Raw genomic sequence first — 16,111 nt, 5'->3', positions numbered from 1 at the left:
GACACCAGAAACAGTGTCCGAAATCATTACTTAATTAAGCTAGTACCAGTCATTTCAGCTGGCTTTGCTACTTTCAATAGGTCAAGCATTGTTGGTGCTAAATCACCAAGAATACCACCGTCACGAAGCTCCAAACCTTCCTTCGTTACGATAACAGGAACAGGGTTCGTTGTGTGAGCTGTCATCGGGCTGCCTTCTAAGGTTACAACCTCATCGGCATTTCCGTGGTCAGCCGTAATAATTGCTGCGCCACCTTTTTGTAAAATTAAATCAATGATACGGCCAAGACATTCGTCAACCGTTTCGATTGCTTTAATTGTTGGCTCAAGCATTCCAGAATGGCCAACCATATCAGGGTTTGCGAAGTTTAAAATAATCGCATCCACACTGTCCGCTTCGATTTCAGCAAGTAAAGCATCTGTTACTTCATACGCGCTCATTTCTGGCTGTAAATCATATGTAGCAACCTTCGGTGAATTGATTAGAATTCGCTTCTCACCAGGGAACTCAGCTTCACGTCCTCCACTCATAAAGAAGGTAACGTGTGGATATTTTTCGGTTTCAGCAATACGAAGTTGCTTTAAGCCGTTTTGTGATAAAACCTCACCAAGAGTATTATCTAGGTTTGTTGGTTTGAACGCAACATATCCGTCCACTGTTTCGCTAAAGTGAGTCATACAAACAAAATACAGGTTCTCAGGGTGTTTCGGTCCTCGATCAAAAGAACGGAAATCCTTGTTTGTGAACGTGTTAGAAATCTGAATGGCCCGGTCAGGACGGAAGTTATAGAAAATAACAGCATCATTGTCCTGAATCGTTGCAACTGGCTCGCCGTTTTCCTTTGTCATAACTGAAGGAAGAACGAACTCGTCATAGATTCCATTTTTATAAGAATCCTCGATTAACTCTAATGGGTCAGAGTAAGTTGGACCTTCTCCATAAACCATCGCGCGATAGGACTTTTCTACACGCTCCCAACGCTTGTCACGGTCCATAGAGTAGTAACGACCAGAGATGGTAGCAAACTCGCCAACGCCATACTCCTTCATTTTCTCCAATGCTTCTTTCACATATGTAGGTGCTGTTTGTGGACCAACATCACGACCATCTAAGAAGCCATGTACGTAGACTTTTTCCACACCTTTTTCAGCAGCCATTTTTAATAGAGCATACATATGGTGAATATGACTGTGTACGCCACCATCAGACAATAATCCGAACAGGTGAAGGTTTGTACCATTCTTTTTCGCATGATCCATTGCACCATTGATTGTTTCGTTTTCAACAAACTCACCATCACGGATGGCAACATTCACACGAGTTAAGCTTTGGTAAACAACGCGGCCAGCACCGATGTTTAAGTGACCAACCTCAGAGTTTCCCATTTGGCCTTCTGGAAGACCTACAGCCTCACCAGAAGCCGTTAGATGAGAATGAGGGAACTGGTTCCATAAGCGATCAAAGTTTGGCTTTTTCGCCTGTGCAACAGCATTTCCTTTCACTTCATCACGGCATGCAAAGCCATCAAGAATAATTAAAGCAACAGGTGATTTACTCATACTGACCTGCCTCCAATAATTGAAGGAAAGAACGAGCCTCTAAGCTAGCTCCACCAACTAGAGCGCCATCGATATCAGGCTGTGCCATGTATTCTTTGATGTTCTCAGGCTTCACGCTACCGCCGTATTGAATGCGGATTGCATCTGCCACGTCTTGTGAAAATTGTTCAGCTACTACAGAACGAATATGTGCACATACTTCGTTTGCATCTGCTGATGTTGAAGATTTACCAGTACCGATTGCCCAAATTGGCTCATAAGCAATAACAGTTTGCTTCGCTTGCTCAGCTGTTAAACCAACTAATGCTTTTTTCACTTGGTCTCCAACTAATGCGTTCGTTTTGCCGCTTTCACGCTCTTCAAGAGTTTCCCCACAGCAAACGATTGGAGTTAAATTATGTTTGAACGCAGCAAGAGTTTTCTTGTTTACTGCTTCATCTGTTTCGTTGAACATTTCACGACGCTCTGAATGTCCTAAAATCACGTATTTTACGCCGATATCAGCAAGAGAAACTGGGCTAGTTTCGCCAGTGAACGCACCGCTTTCTTCGAAGTGCATGTTTTGTGCACCGATTTCTACATCATAGTCATTAGAAAGTTCTACTAAGCTGTCTAGAAATAACGCAGGTGCACAAACAACTGAATCTACTTTCTCATTTGAAGGAACTAAACCTTTTACTTCCTCCAAAAAGCTTTTCGCTTCAGAGATTGTTTTGTGCATTTTCCAGTTACCTGCAATAATTGGTTTACGCAAAGAAATTCATCCTTTCTCCGGTACCAGGTACCTATAGATTACTTGTCGTTTAAAGCAACGACACCTGGAAGAACTTTGCCTTCCATGAATTCAAGTGATGCACCACCACCTGTTGAGATATGGCTCATGCGGTCAGCAAGATGGAATTTTTCAACAGCTGCAGCTGAATCTCCACCACCGATTACAGAATATGTATCGTTTGCTTCAGCTAATGCTTCTGCTACTGCTTTTGTACCGTTTGCGAATTTGTTTAATTCAAACACGCCCATTGGTCCATTCCAGATTACAAGCTTAGAATCTTGGATTACGTTTGCATATAGCTCACGCGTTTTTGGTCCAATATCAAGTGCTTCCCAATCAGCAGGAATTTCTTCAATTGAAACAGCCTTTGTATTTGCATCTTCAGAGAAATCGTCAGAAACAATTACATCAAGAGGCATATAGAATTTAACGCCTTTTTCTTCAGCTAATTTCATGTATTTATTTGCTAAATCAATCTTATCTTCTTCTAAAAGAGATTTTCCGATTTCATGACCTTGAGCTTTTACGAAAGTATAAGCAAGTCCTCCACCGATGATTAGGTTGTCTACTTTATCTAATAGATTTTCGATAACCCCAATCTTATCCTTAACCTTTGCTCCACCAACGATTGCAGTGAACGGTCTTTCAGGATTAGAAAGAGCCTTACCAAGAACATCCAATTCTTTTTCCATTAAAAGTCCAGAAACAGCTGGAAGGTGATGCGCGATTCCTTCAGTTGAAGCATGAGCACGGTGTGCAGCTCCGAAAGCATCGTTCACATACACGTCTGCAAGTTCTGCGAATGCTTTTGCTAATTCTGCATCGTTCTTTTCTTCACCTGGGTAAAAACGAACGTTTTCAAGGACAAGAACGTCGCCTTCGTTTAGTTTTGCAACTTCAGCTTTAACAGCTTCACCGTAAGCCTCGTCAACTTTTTTCACGTCTTTTCTAAGTAGCTCGCCTAAACGCTTTGCCACTGGAGTTAAGCGTAATTCTTCAACAACTGCACCTTTTGGACGACCTAAATGGCTTGCTAAAAGAACCTTAGCACCATTTTCGATTAGGTATTTGATTGTTGGAATTGCTGCTTTAATACGTGTTTCATCAGTGATTTGTCCGTCCTTCATTGGTACGTTGAAATCCACACGACAAAATACCGTTTTGCCTTTTAAATCGATATCCTTAACACTCTTCTTATTCATCACATGACCTCCTAAAATAAGAAAAGGAGAGGGGGAATCTTCCCCGCTCCCCTTTTTCAAGTAATTCGATGATTAACACCTTTAGCAATACGCAGTTAGTGGTAAAATTATACACTTTTTGCATTACCTAGATGTTACGCATCCTAATATCCAAATCCAATTCGGATTAAAACCTTATCTTAGAGACCTTTTTTAGCGATATAGTCAACTAAGTCTACTACACGGTTAGAGTAACCAGTTTCGTTATCGTACCAAGAAATTACTTTTACCATGTTGCCTTCCATAACCATAGTAGAAAGAGCATCGATAGTTGAAGAAGCAGTGTTACCATTGTAGTCACCAGATACTAATGGTAATTCGCTGTAACCAAGGATTCCTTTAAGATCGCCTTCAGCAGCTTCTTTTAAAGCAGCGTTGATTTCATCAACAGTTACTTCTTTACCAAGCTCAGCTACTAAGTCAACTAAAGAAACGTTTGGTGTTGGTACGCGGATAGCGCCACCGTTTAATTTACCTTTTAATTCAGGTAATACTAGAGCAACAGCTTTAGCAGCACCAGTTGAAGTTGGGATCATGTTCTCTGCAGCTGCACGAGCACGACGGTAATCTTTATGTGGTAAATCTAAGATTTGTTGGTCATTTGTGTATGAGTGAACTGTTGTCATCATTCCACGGTTGATTCCGAACTTGTCGTTTAATACTTTAGCAAATGGAGCTAAGCAGTTTGTAGTACAAGATGCGTTAGAGATAACATCATGGTTAGCTGCATCGTACTTGTCTTCGTTAACACCCATAACGATTGTGATATCTTCATTAGATGCTGGAGCAGAGATGATAACTTTCTTTGCACCTGCTTCTAAGTGTTTCGCAGCATCTTTACGATCTGTGAAACGTCCAGTTGATTCAACAACTACTTCTACTCCAAGATTTCCCCAACCTAATTGAGCTGGATCGCGTTCAGCGATAACCTTGATCTTTTTGCCACCTACTACTAAAGAATCGCCATCAACTGACACTTCTTCGTTTAAGATTCCGTGTACAGAATCATATTTTAAAAGGTGAGCAAGCATGTTAGCATCAGTTAAATCGTTAACTGCTACTACCTCTACGTTTGGATTTCTTAAAGCTGCGCGTAAAACGTTACGGCCGATACGACCAAAACCATTAATACCAATTTTTACTGCCATGTTTATTTCCTCCTCTAATATATATTAGGCTAAAATATAGCCTGTTTAGGCAAATTCCACAAAAACTTAATATGAAATTTACTTAATCAACAATTCTTTTGCGGCACCTTCATCTGTTATTAAGATGGTGTTTTGCCGGTCTTGCTTCATATAAGAGCGAATGGCTTTTGCCTTTGATGCTCCCCCAGCTACGGCGATGACATGTTCAACGTCTGCAATATCCTTCAGCTGTAATCCAATCGTATGGACCTTATGGACGATTTCCCCATCTTCGTTAAAATAATAGCCAAATGCTTCACTGACGGCTTTCTTTTCACGAATTTTTTCAAGGTCACTAGCGGATGTCTTGCGACGTTTCGCCATTGTGATAGCATCTCCAATTCCATGCAAAACAATGTTTGCGGATTTGATCAATGTTAACACTTCATGAATCAGCGGTTCTTTCACAATCGTTTGATACATTTCATTGCTTACTTGGTCTGGAACATAAAGAACGCGATGCTTGGCTTGGGCTTTTTCTGCCATCTTCGCACAAATGGTATTGGCTTGATTTTTTACGTCTTCACCAATTCCACCTCTTGCAGGAACAAAGAGAATGTCTTTGCCTAATTCCGGGGTTAACATTTCAGCTACAGCAGCCATCGTGGTGCCCCCAGTCACAGCAATTATATTTTCTCCCTCAAGCATTCCTTTCATACAAGTTGCGCTTGCTCTTCCCAATTCACTCTTGACCCAAGGAGACTCATCACTATCTCCAGATACAATGATGACTTTTTCCACGCCGAGACGTTTTTTTACTTGTTCTTCTAATGAGTTTAAGCCAGATAGCTCTCTCATCATGGTTTGAAGTCCTTCAAGAACTTCATGACCCTCAGGCGTCAAGCTCATCCCGATACTGGCGATATGTATAAGATTTTGCTCTTTGAGCAAGGAAACCTCACCTCGAAGAATTCTTTCAGTTAGCCCTAGGCTCACAGAGAGGCTTCTTCTTCCGACTGGTTCCATCAAGCTTATGTATTGGAGAATATCGTATCTCCTTTGCATAACAGGAAGTAAATCAGGTAATAATCTTTTTTGTATCTCTACCAATGAGTAACTCATGATTTGCTCCTTTAATCCTTAGTGGTCCTTTTTTGTCCCCTATGGACGTATTATGTCCCACTCGAACCAAAAAAAATCACCCCAGCCACATTTTCATTTTAACAGGGGTGTTTTTATATTTCAAGCTATAAGTGTTGTTTTTTGCAATATGGGCTCGATATATCGGAGGGTTCCCTTTTACCAGCCATCAGGATAGCAACTTCGCCGTTTTCGAAAGTGCTTCCTCAATTGTCCATTCGTCGATTTGCCCGAATTGAACCTCTTCCCCATCCACTTCAATGACCGGAATCATGATTCCGTACTTTTCCGTTAATTCATCACTTTCGTCGATATCTGCTTCAACATAATGGAAATCCCATTTTTCCTTCAATTTTAAAAGAATCGACTTGCCATTTTCGCAAAGATGGCAGCCTTTTCGTGTATATAGCTTCACAATTGTTTTCACTGCTTGAACCTCTCTATTCATAGCGTTTTCGCTTAGATGAAGACGGAATCCCGAGCTGGTCCCGGTATTTCGCAATCGTTCTACGCGAGACGACAATTCCATTTTCTTCATTGAGTGCGTTTACAATTACTTGGTCAGACAAAGGCTTCTGCTTATTTTCCTGCTCTACGAGTGTTTTCATTAGGTCTCTCACTTGCTGAGACGATGCACTTTCACTTGAAGTCGTTTGAATCGTACTCGAGAAAAAGAATTTCAAATCATATAACCCAAACGGAGTTTGCGCATATTTCTCTCGCACCGCTCGACTCACGGTTGACTCGTGAATTTCCAATTCCTCTGAAATATCCTTCATCGTCATCGGTTTCAAGTAGGCAGGCCCTTTTGTAAAAAAGTCCTGCTGTTTCTCCACGATTTTCACAGCCACTTTTGTTAACGTTTCTTTCCGTTGTTCGAGTGCTCTGACAATCCAGAAATAATCCTGCTGCTTTTCTTGAAGGAAACGGCCAACCTGTTTATCTTGATGTGATGCAAATTGCTTATAGTACTGGTCATTGAAGCTGATCTTCGGCAAAGCTTCATCAAAGACGCTAATGCTGAACGCTTCTCCATCCCATTTTATGACCACATCCGGAATAATATAAACCGCTGGATCTCTTTGAAATATGGATGCTGGTCTCGGATTTAAGACTTGAATGGCATCATACACTTGCTGAATCTCAGCTGGTGTCACTCTTAGCAACTTCGCAAGTTCCTTCCACTTCTTTTCGGCAAAAAGAGTGAAGTAATCTTGAATGATTCTTTCTGCGAGCTCATGTCTTCGTTCTTGTCGTGTAAGCTGCAAGAGGAGACATTCCTTTAGGTCTCTTGCTCCTATTCCTGCCGGTTCCAGTTCTTGAATAATAGTGAGCCCTTCTTCGACCTTGTGTGTTGACGTGTTTAATTTGGCAGCGATTTCTTCTAAGCTTGCACAAAGATAGCCGTTTTCATCAATATGATATATGAGTTCATCGATGACGATACGCTCTTCCTCTGAAAGACGTCTCATATTTATTTGCGATTGCAAGTACACATCTAATGTTTTATTTTCTGAACCGATTTGTTCAATCCAGCTTTGTTTGTCTTTTTGAATTTTTCCTTTGGAGCGCCCCCGCTTAGAATCGATCGATTGCCCAGGTTCGATCTTCAGAAGGGGATTCTCGATCGCTTTTTCTTCTAAAAAAGAGGACAGCTCTTGAGTGGAATATTGCAATAACGCAATCGCCTGAGACAATTCTTGCGTCATCTGAAGTTTTAGAGTTTGCTGTTGCCATAAACCAGGCTTCAAATTCATCTCACATTCCCCCTTCCTTCATTTTACATGAAGCACGAGGATTGGTGAATGGTAATGTTATGGGAGTTGACACGGTAATTTAGGTGCATTTGCTCTAAATAAAAAAGTCCCCCGCCTTTTTTAAAGACAGGAGACTCAATATCTTCATCGACATAACCTTAAATTTTCACAAACTTTTTGACTCAGATATAAGTTATCCGAGTGAAAAATTACTTTTCAATATTTACAGACCATTTTCCATCAGCTGTAATAACGAAACAATAGTAGCCATCAGTTTCTAATTGTGTTCGTGTAGAACCTTGGTAAGTTCCTATTTCGTTAACCAACAAATCAGAACCGTTTAATAAAACAGCAAAGTTACTTGATCCTGAATGGTTGAAAGTAAACTTGTGATTACCACTTGTTGTATTGAAGAAAACAACATCGTCTCCAGTCCCCTCTAAAGTAGTTGGAGCATCTATGACATCAACTGGTGGTGTTTGATAAATACTAAAGTTCCATTTACCTCCAGCAGTTACATTCAGATAATAATTCCCATCAGCAGGAATTTCAGCAAAAGTTTTTCCTTTATAGCTTCCGATTGTGTTTACTAATAACTCCATGTCATTTCCATTTTCATCCTGAAGGATAACTGCAAAATTTGAACCACCTGTATGAGAGCCATCAAATATCGCGAATCCTGCATTTAATTTTATTGCATCTGTAGCTGTATCTCCAGAACCACTTACAGGTATTTTTGATTCTTCAAATTCCTTTTTTGCAAGTTCTTTTGCTTCTGCCTCTGCTTTAGCTACTGCATCACTTTCATATTTATCTAATTCTTCCATAGTCTTAAACTCAATCACTTCAAGAATTTTCTCACCATCTGTATTTGCAACCAAAATTCCATCTGTTGCCTGTAAAACATACCCTACATTGCCATTACCGATAGAAATACTTTTTGGATGTTCAACATTCAGACTGTCTTTCGCTGTTTTAAACTCTTCATCAGACATACCTTTTGTAATAGCAGCCTTAACTTCTGCGATTGTTGCTGGCTGTTTCTTTTCTTCCTTTTTAGGTTCTTCCTTTTCTTCCTTCTTGGATTCATCAGTTGCCACATCAGCAACATCCTCAGTAGTTTTTTCCTCTGAGCTAGGCGCATTAATCGCACCAATCAAAAATAGCACGAACAGACCTAGAGCAATACCAAATCTTTTTTTCGCTTTCTTGTTTCTTTTAAAAAGAGCAATAATACCCAGAACTATAAATACAACAAAACCAATTAAACCTATAATTGCCAAGAAATTAAACAACAAATATCTCCCCTTTTTCTAAATAAATCTATCAACCAACTAACTCTATCATATTTACCAGTCTTTTGGTAATATCAATATCCATAAAAAGGGAAAGGTTTTAATTAACTGTTGAAATTTTGTTGAAAATCAAATGAATCAAACCCATCATTTAGCTACATTCTATCTTTATTTATATGCATAGCTCATTATTAACAAATTCGAACATTCTCCATTATTTGTAAGTTTCGGAGAAATATCTTCACTATTACCTTAAATTAATAGCTCTATAATGTCATCCAATGTGTGCGCAATATAGGTTGCATTTTCTTTTCTCAATTCATTGGTCGAGCCGTAACCATACGTGACGCCAATGGAGTCAATTTGGAGAGTATTTGCTCCGATAATATCATGTTTCCGATCTCCAATCATTACGAAGTCTTCTAAGGGATGGTCATTGTATTTGTTTATGATGTACTGAATTACGTCGGTTTTCGATGTTCTTGTTCCATCTAGATTGCTCCCGACTATAAGGCTGAAATATTGTTCAATATTAAAATACTTTATGATTTGCTCCGCAAAAATGGTCGGCTTCGAGGTTGCTACTATTAGAGTTAGATGTTGTTCTTGGAGTGATTTTAATAGTTGAGGGATTTCGGGATACAGCTCATTTTCATACATGCCTTTTTGTTTGAATCTTTCTCTGTAAAAGTATATGGCTTGTTGTGTCTGTTTTTCATTAAAGTTGTAGTATTCAGCAAATGATTGTTGAAGTGGCGGTCCAATGAAAGGTTCCAGCTTATCTAAGTTAGGTTCGTTTATGCCCAACCTCTGTAATGCGTATTGAACTGATTTTGTGATTCCTTCTTTCGGGTCTGAAAGCGTACCATCCAGATCTAAGAGGATAAGTTTATACTTCGCCATACTAAATCTCCTTTTACTATGATTAAAAGGACCTTTCTTAAAAAGAATAGGTCCCCCGTACATGCTTAATAATTGTTTTCCGCGAATGTAATATGATTCCCCTCAACTTCACACATTTGTAAAGCTGTTTTAAATCTTCGTTCTACCCCTTCTTTGAATTTCTGATATGTATCAAGGGAGAGAGAAGATTGCCATTCAAATTGAAAATGCATAATATCCTCAGCATCTTTTTCTAACGCGTTCATTGCCATACTTTGTGCTGTAACCTGAACATTTGCTTGCGCACATAGGTTTAAAAGTAATACGGCTAAAATTTTCTTTTCACGACCACTTAGGTCTAATTCATAATTTGATACTTTGATATCTACAGTTGCAATAGTAATACAAATCCCCACCTTTTAGAATTATCGATTACATTCCTCTGGTTTTTTCAATTTTCTCATATTCATTATGAACTCTCCCCTCCACATTATTCTCCATGAGCGAATTGAAACCCTCTTAAAATTTTGCAGTTCAAAAAAACCAGGTAGAAAGTAGTATGGGTGATATTCATTCCTACAAATATCGCAAATAGTTTTTTCAGGATATTCGAAAACAAAAAGACTCCTATGCAAAATGCATAGAAGCCCTATATTACAATATTTATGACGCCCTCGGAGGGAATCGAACCCCCATTTTAAGAACCGGAATCTTACGTGCTATCCGTTGCACCACGAGGGCAAAATAAAAAGCGCTGACGCTAGCTACACGAACAATACGCTTTCCTATTATATGTCAACTCACCTATGTTTGCAAGGCGAAATTTTCCACAAAAGCCTGTCTATTCTATGGTGAGATTGGTTAAGATGGAGAGGTGCGATTCATGCGAAAAAAGTCGAAGAAATCCTGATGAAGATTCAGTCGAATTGTTTGACCTTTTTTGACTATCAGTGTATCATAACTTACATAACGTAGTATTTGGATTTACAGGTTTAAGCCTATATTTTTACATAATAAGGAGGAACAAAAATGAATTTGATCCCTACAGTTATTGAACAAACAAATCGCGGTGAACGTGCATATGACATCTATTCTCGTCTTTTAAAAGATCGTATTATCATGCTTGGCAGCGCTATTGACGATAATGTAGCAAACTCCATTGTTGCACAGCTTTTATTCTTAGAAGCTGAAAATCCTGAAAAAGATATCACTCTTTATATCAATAGCCCAGGTGGAAGCATTACAGCGGGTATGGCGATTTATGATACAATGCAATACTTAAAGCCAAATGTACAAACAATTTGTATCGGTATGGCAGCATCTATGGGTGCATTCCTTTTAGCAGCTGGTGAAAAAGGGAAGCGTTACGCTCTTCCAAACGCTGAAGTAATGATTCACCAACCACTTGGTGGTGCTCAAGGTCAAGCAACGGAAATCGAAATCGCTGCTAAGCGCATCCTTTTCCTACGCGAAAAACTAAACACAATCCTAGCTGAGCGTACTGGGCAGCCACTTGAAGTAATCGCGAAAGATACTGACCGCGACAATTTCATGACTGCTGAAAAAGCAAAAGAGTATGGCTTAGTTGACCACATCATCACACGCAATCTTTTAGATGAGAAAAAAGATAAATAATTTTAGATGAGAGACCGTTCCTGAGCAAGGTTATTGAAGTGACCTTTTTCGGGTACGGTCTTTTTGTTTTGCTGGAATATCTACTGAAGTTCATGTGGATAACTCTCACTGTTTCCACCCATTTCTTCCCTTTATGAACAACTCCATGTGGACTTCTTTCAAAGTTATCCACTTTTTCATGTCCACATTGGCGATTCACATGCTGACACCTATCTCAGTTTTCCACATGTTCACACTTTCCAAACAAAAAACACCCAAACAAAAAAAGAAGCTACCCCCAAAAAAGGTAACTTCCCCTTATCCAAATCTTAATCTTGTTGAACGTACTCTGCTAGTGCTTCGAGTGCTTCGTTTTCGTCGCTGCCCTCGGTAATGAGGGTGATCTGAGCTCCCGAGTTAATTGCTAGGCTCATAAGCCCCATAATACTCTTCGCATTGACCTTTTTGCCATCTTTTTCGATGTACACATCAGCTGAAAATCGAGTCGCCTCTTGCACAAACAATGCAGCCGGACGTGCTTGTAGACCAGTCTTTAACTTAACCTCAACCTGCTTTTCTACCATTTCTCTTCCTCCCCAACATCGACTCTCTATTTCTATAAAAAGCAAAAATGCTTATTTAACCGGTTCTCCAGCTCTTAGCTTATCGGCGATTTCATCGATTTTACGTAAGCGATGATTAATGCCCGATTTACTAATTTGCCCACTTGAAACCATTTCACCAAGCTCTTTTAACGTAACGTCTTGATAGGCTACCCGAAGTTCGGCAATTTCCCGAAGCTTGTCAGGTAAAATCTCTAAACCTACTGTATCTCGGATAAAGCGGATATTCTCCACTTGTCGCAAAGAGGCACCAATCGTTTTATTCAAATTCGCCGTCTCACAATTAACGAGGCGGTTCACGGAATTTCGCATATCACGGACTATTCGTACATCCTCAAATTTCAATAATGCAGTATGGGCACCAATAATGTTTAAGTACTCCGTAATTTTCTCTGCTTCCTTTAGGTAAGTAATATAGCCTTTTTTACGTTCTAACGTCTTGCTATTGAGATCAAATGTATTCATTAATGCACATAAGGCATCATTATGTTCTTTATACAGGGAGGATATTTCTAGATGATAAGATGACGTTTCTGGATTATTGACGGAACCGCCAGCGAGAAAAGAACCGCGCAAATAGGAACGTTTGCAACACTTCTTTTTCACCAACTCCTCAGAAATGTCATGCGTGAACACAAAGCCTTCTTGTAAAATTTTCAAATCCTCAAGAATTTCTTTGGCTTGCTGAGAAAGTCTTACGATGTAGACGTTGTTCTTTTTCAGGCGCATCTTCTTACGCACTAACAGTTCAACCTGAGCATCGTATTTTTTCTTAATTAATGTGTAAATTCTTCTAGCAATGGCAGCGTTTTCCGTTTGGATATCAACAACTAACTTACGATTGGAAAAGGATAAGGACCCATTCATTCGAATCAGAGCGGATAATTCAGCTTTGCTGCAGCAATCTTTTGATTCTATATTCGTTAATTCTTTCTTAGTTTCTGAAGCGAATGACAACCCTACACCCCCTTAAACCCCAATAACTATTTACGCTTTATATCTCTTATTGGTTTCATTTATTAATAAATTGTATAAAATGCTAGCCACTTCTTTCGTGTCATGGCGAATCACACCGTTTTCCAAGGACATGATTTCACCCTGTACCACTTCTAACCCAAGTTCATATAAATGGTTAAAATCAAAGTGGACCGGCTTCGCGAATTCTTCACTGTATCGATTTAGAATCGACTCTGGTATGTTTTCGCTATTAACCAAAATCGTATCCAAAAATGAGCACTTCATATGGTTATATAACGCTTTTACATGATCACTTGCGGTAAAATCAAGTGTTTCACCCGCCTGCGTCATGAGGTTACAAATATAGACTTTTTTCGCCTTCGCGCGAGCAACCTCCTGTCCAAGCTTCGGTACAAGGAGATTTGGCAAAATACTTGTAAAAAGACTTCCAGGTCCGAGGATGATCAAATCAGCCTGGCGGATTGCATGAATCGTTTCTGGAAGCGGCTGGGCAATTTCAGGCGTTAAGAACACACGCTTGATCTTTTTCCCAGAGTAAGGAATTTTCGATTCTCCTGAAACGATCGTTCCATCTTCCATTTCAGCATGGAGCACGACACTTTCAGTTGCGGCTGGTAATACTCTGCCGTTCACATTTAGCACCTTGCTCATTTCTTGAATGGCATGAACAAAATTCCCGGTTATTGATGTCATCGCAGCAAGGATCAAGTTCCCAAGCGAATGGCCGGATAACTCATTCGAGGTGAATCGATGCTGGAACATTTCTTCTATTAAAGGCTCTACATCGGATAAGGCGGCTAATACATTACGGATGTCTCCCGGAGGAGGAATATCCATTTCGTCCCTTAAACGTCCAGAGCTTCCACCGTCATCCGCAACAGTCACGACTGCTGTGATATCAAGAGGATACTTTTTCAAGCCTCTTAATAAAACAGGCAAGCCGGTTCCACCGCCGATGATGACTATTTTTGGCTGTCCGTTTTTGGTCATGGTGTTTGTTCCTTTCTCCTTTCGATGTCTCGGTGCGTAATTCGTGTATGGTAGTCATTTGAAAAATAGTTCGCAATATATTCCGTTAATGCTACGGATCGGTGCTGTCCACCTGTACAACCTATCGCAATCACGAGCTGAGATTTTCCCTCTCTTTTATAGTGAGGGAGCATAAAGCTTAACAACCCTGTAACCTTTTCGAGAAACTTATTCGTTTCATTCCATTTTAAAACATAATTGTAGACTTCCTCATCCAATCCTGTCTTCGGTCTCATATGATCGATATAGTGAGGATTCGGTAAGAAGCGCACATCAAATACTAAATCAGCGTCAATTGGCAGGCCGTGCTTAAAGCCAAACGACATCACATTGACTGTAAACGTCGATTTGTTGTTCGCAGAAAACTCGGAAATGATTCGTTCTCTCAATTCCTTCGGCTTTATTTTTGACGTATTGTAAATGATTTGTGCTCTACCCTTAAGTTCTTCTAAAAGATCTCTTTCCATTTGGATCCCTTCTAGAGGAAGACCCGATGGTGCAAGCGGATGAGAACGCCTTGTTTCTTTATATCTTCTCACAAGTGTCGAATCATCTGCATCTAAAAATAAAATTTGCGGCGTCACCCATGAGGTTTCTGTTAAATCGTCAAGGGCTTTAAATAAATGGTCAAAAAATTCTCGGCCTCGTAAATCCATAACCAAGGCGACCTTGTTCATTTTGTTCCCTGCATCCTCCATGAGCTCAAGAAATTTAGGTAACAGAGTAGGAGGTAAATTATCTACACAAAAAAATCCTAAATCCTCAAAACTTTGAATAGCAACTGTTTTACCAGCGCCTGACATCCCTGTTATAATCACCATTTGTGTATCATTAACCGCTCCGGTACTCATATTCATTCCCCCTGTTATTTCATTCCGAGAGTGCCGATATTGTTTTTTATAGATTATGCTTTTTAAGGCTAAAAGGATATACGTTTAACTTGGGTCAAGTCTGTACTGAATCAGCTTAAAGTCCTCTGTATATGTGAAGGTACCATAGATGATTCCTTTTCCTTGTACCATGTAGTCTAAAATATGATAGTCGCCTTCTGCCATCGGTAAATTTTTCATTTCATCAATAGTATGCCAAGAAAGCTTCCCTTCCTCAGACTCTTCCACGTGAATACCGTCAGCATCTGTTGCGAAAAAGGTGAACATCATCCACTCGGATAGCACTTGGTCTCCGTCCTTCATAATAAAGGTGAAAATCCCTTTAAGGCTCGGATTTTTCAAATAGATTCCGGTCTCTTCACGAAATTCACGAATACAGGAATCTCGTACAGATTCTCCTGGCTCCATTTTTCCACCAGGTGCAACCCACCAACCTCTTCTCGGCTTCTGTAATAAAAGAACCTTGTCATCCTTCATTAACACGCAATTTGTTACCCGTTGCATATTTTTCACCTCAGTCTCAACACACAATATAAAAACGACCAATCTCCATCTATCTTAATTATACTATTTTTAAGAAGTCGTCACAATGAATTGGACAGCGAAGTATTTTGCGACAAAAAAAATAGCACAAGTTTCCTTGTGCTGTCCAAAGTATATATATTTTAAAAGGGGGTCAATTTCTATTCTTATAATAACTGATTATTATTTCACTACTGTTACAGTAGGGTTAAAAGGGAATGACGTTTTGTAAATTTTGGTCCCTTTGGAAACTTTCTCCGCGATTTTTGTAGGGCTAATGGACTGTTTTGAGTGTTTTGTGTGGTGGAGTGCGGCCAAAAAGCAAGTCCAGCTATTTTTAACTTTTCTGTGGTTCATGAAGACACTATTTGCTGGAAAGCTCTCCATAATGTCCGCATGAACCTTTCATAAAGACACTATCTGCCGGATCCCTATTACCAATGTCTTCATGAGCTCTTCATGAAGACACTATTCACCAGATCACTCTCAACAACGTCCTCATGGACCTTTCATAAAGACACTATACGCCGGATTCCTATTAACAATGTCTTCATAGGCCCTTCGAGACCACTGAAAAAGTGGGGTATTTTTTTAGATACTTTGATCGGAAATCGAAAATGAGAGATTATATAGCTGCTTTAGAGGATAGTATGCCTGCTATCCTCTTTAAATTTACCGC

16 protein-coding genes and 1 tRNA gene are annotated in these 16,111 nt (G+C 39.7%); 1 reads left to right on the top strand and 16 read right to left on the bottom strand.

The genetic code is table 11. The annotated features are described in order from the left end of the window. Positions 1 to 26 precede the first annotated feature (26 nt). The 11 genes from gpmI to FA727_RS17655 form a co-directional block, all read right to left on the bottom strand. Entirely contained in the window at positions 27 to 1,559 is a 1,533-nt protein-coding gene (gpmI, locus tag FA727_RS17705) for a 2,3-bisphosphoglycerate-independent phosphoglycerate mutase (protein WP_136832880.1), read from the bottom strand. Continuing rightward, on the bottom strand, positions 1,552 to 2,313 hold the full coding sequence (gene tpiA, locus FA727_RS17700) for a triose-phosphate isomerase (protein WP_136832879.1): 762 nt from the start codon (positions 2,311 to 2,313) through the stop codon (positions 1,552 to 1,554). Before tpiA ends, gpmI begins: the two co-directional genes overlap by 8 nt. A gap of 38 nt (positions 2,314 to 2,351) precedes the next feature. Further along, the gene (locus FA727_RS17695; protein ID WP_136832878.1) at positions 2,352 to 3,536 is read right to left on the bottom strand and encodes a phosphoglycerate kinase; all 1,185 of its coding nucleotides are present in this window, start codon (positions 3,534 to 3,536) and stop codon (positions 2,352 to 2,354) included. A gap of 179 nt (positions 3,537 to 3,715) precedes the next feature. Further along, complete coding sequence (gap, locus tag FA727_RS17690; protein ID WP_136832877.1) at positions 3,716 to 4,723, bottom strand: type I glyceraldehyde-3-phosphate dehydrogenase; 1,008 nt, start codon at positions 4,721 to 4,723, stop codon at positions 3,716 to 3,718. Between the two features lie 78 nt (positions 4,724 to 4,801). Beyond that, on the bottom strand, positions 4,802 to 5,824 hold the full coding sequence (locus tag FA727_RS17685) for a sugar-binding transcriptional regulator (protein ID WP_136832876.1): 1,023 nt from the start codon (positions 5,822 to 5,824) through the stop codon (positions 4,802 to 4,804). A gap of 187 nt (positions 5,825 to 6,011) precedes the next feature. After that, positions 6,012 to 6,290, bottom strand: a complete 279-nt coding sequence (locus tag FA727_RS17680; RefSeq protein ID WP_170209284.1) for a glutaredoxin family protein — start codon at positions 6,288 to 6,290, stop codon at positions 6,012 to 6,014. Beyond that, entirely contained in the window at positions 6,283 to 7,599 is a 1,317-nt protein-coding gene (rpoN, locus tag FA727_RS17675; protein WP_136832874.1) for an RNA polymerase factor sigma-54, read from the bottom strand. Before rpoN ends, FA727_RS17680 begins: the two co-directional genes overlap by 8 nt. A 209-nt stretch (positions 7,600 to 7,808) precedes the next feature. Beyond that, a complete protein-coding gene (locus FA727_RS17670; RefSeq protein WP_136832873.1) occupies positions 7,809 to 8,894 on the bottom strand; it encodes a SirB2 family protein in 1,086 nt (361 codons plus the stop codon). Between the two features lie 252 nt (positions 8,895 to 9,146). Continuing rightward, on the bottom strand, positions 9,147 to 9,797 hold the full coding sequence (locus FA727_RS17665; RefSeq protein ID WP_136832872.1) for an HAD family hydrolase: 651 nt from the start codon (positions 9,795 to 9,797) through the stop codon (positions 9,147 to 9,149). A gap of 65 nt (positions 9,798 to 9,862) precedes the next feature. Next, entirely contained in the window at positions 9,863 to 10,192 is a 330-nt protein-coding gene (locus FA727_RS17660) for a hypothetical protein (protein ID WP_136832871.1), read from the bottom strand. Between the two features lie 253 nt (positions 10,193 to 10,445). Next, a tRNA-Arg gene (locus tag FA727_RS17655) sits at positions 10,446 to 10,517 on the bottom strand. A gap of 288 nt (positions 10,518 to 10,805) precedes the next feature. Between FA727_RS17655 and clpP the strand changes: the two genes are divergently transcribed. After that, positions 10,806 to 11,411, top strand: a complete 606-nt coding sequence (gene clpP, locus FA727_RS17650; RefSeq protein ID WP_136832870.1) for an ATP-dependent Clp endopeptidase proteolytic subunit ClpP — start codon at positions 10,806 to 10,808, stop codon at positions 11,409 to 11,411. A 308-nt stretch (positions 11,412 to 11,719) separates the two neighbouring features. Here the strand turns inward: clpP and FA727_RS17645 are convergent, their stop codons facing one another. From FA727_RS17645 to FA727_RS17625, 5 genes are all read right to left on the bottom strand, one after another. Continuing rightward, positions 11,720 to 11,974: an HPr family phosphocarrier protein gene (locus FA727_RS17645; protein WP_126405458.1), complete on the bottom strand. Its 255-nt coding sequence runs from the start codon at positions 11,972 to 11,974 to the stop codon at positions 11,720 to 11,722. 51 nt (positions 11,975 to 12,025) lie between these two features. Beyond that, positions 12,026 to 12,970, bottom strand: a complete 945-nt coding sequence (gene whiA / locus FA727_RS17640; RefSeq protein WP_136832869.1) for a DNA-binding protein WhiA — start codon at positions 12,968 to 12,970, stop codon at positions 12,026 to 12,028. A gap of 30 nt (positions 12,971 to 13,000) precedes the next feature. Then, entirely contained in the window at positions 13,001 to 13,981 is a 981-nt protein-coding gene (locus tag FA727_RS17635; RefSeq protein ID WP_136832868.1) for a gluconeogenesis factor YvcK family protein, read from the bottom strand. After that, complete coding sequence (gene rapZ, locus FA727_RS17630; protein ID WP_136832867.1) at positions 13,978 to 14,871, bottom strand: RNase adapter RapZ; 894 nt, start codon at positions 14,869 to 14,871, stop codon at positions 13,978 to 13,980. Before rapZ ends, FA727_RS17635 begins: the two co-directional genes overlap by 4 nt. Before the next feature lie 84 nt (positions 14,872 to 14,955). Continuing rightward, complete coding sequence (locus FA727_RS17625; protein ID WP_136832866.1) at positions 14,956 to 15,414, bottom strand: NUDIX hydrolase; 459 nt, start codon at positions 15,412 to 15,414, stop codon at positions 14,956 to 14,958. Positions 15,415 to 16,111 lie beyond the last annotated feature (697 nt).

Source organism: Robertmurraya kyonggiensis, from assembly GCF_005116465.1.
GTDB lineage: Bacteria > Bacillota > Bacilli > Bacillales > Cytobacillaceae > Robertmurraya > Robertmurraya kyonggiensis.
The sequence above is the reverse complement of the archived record's forward strand: the minus strand, read 5'-3'. Positions and strand labels throughout refer to the sequence as shown.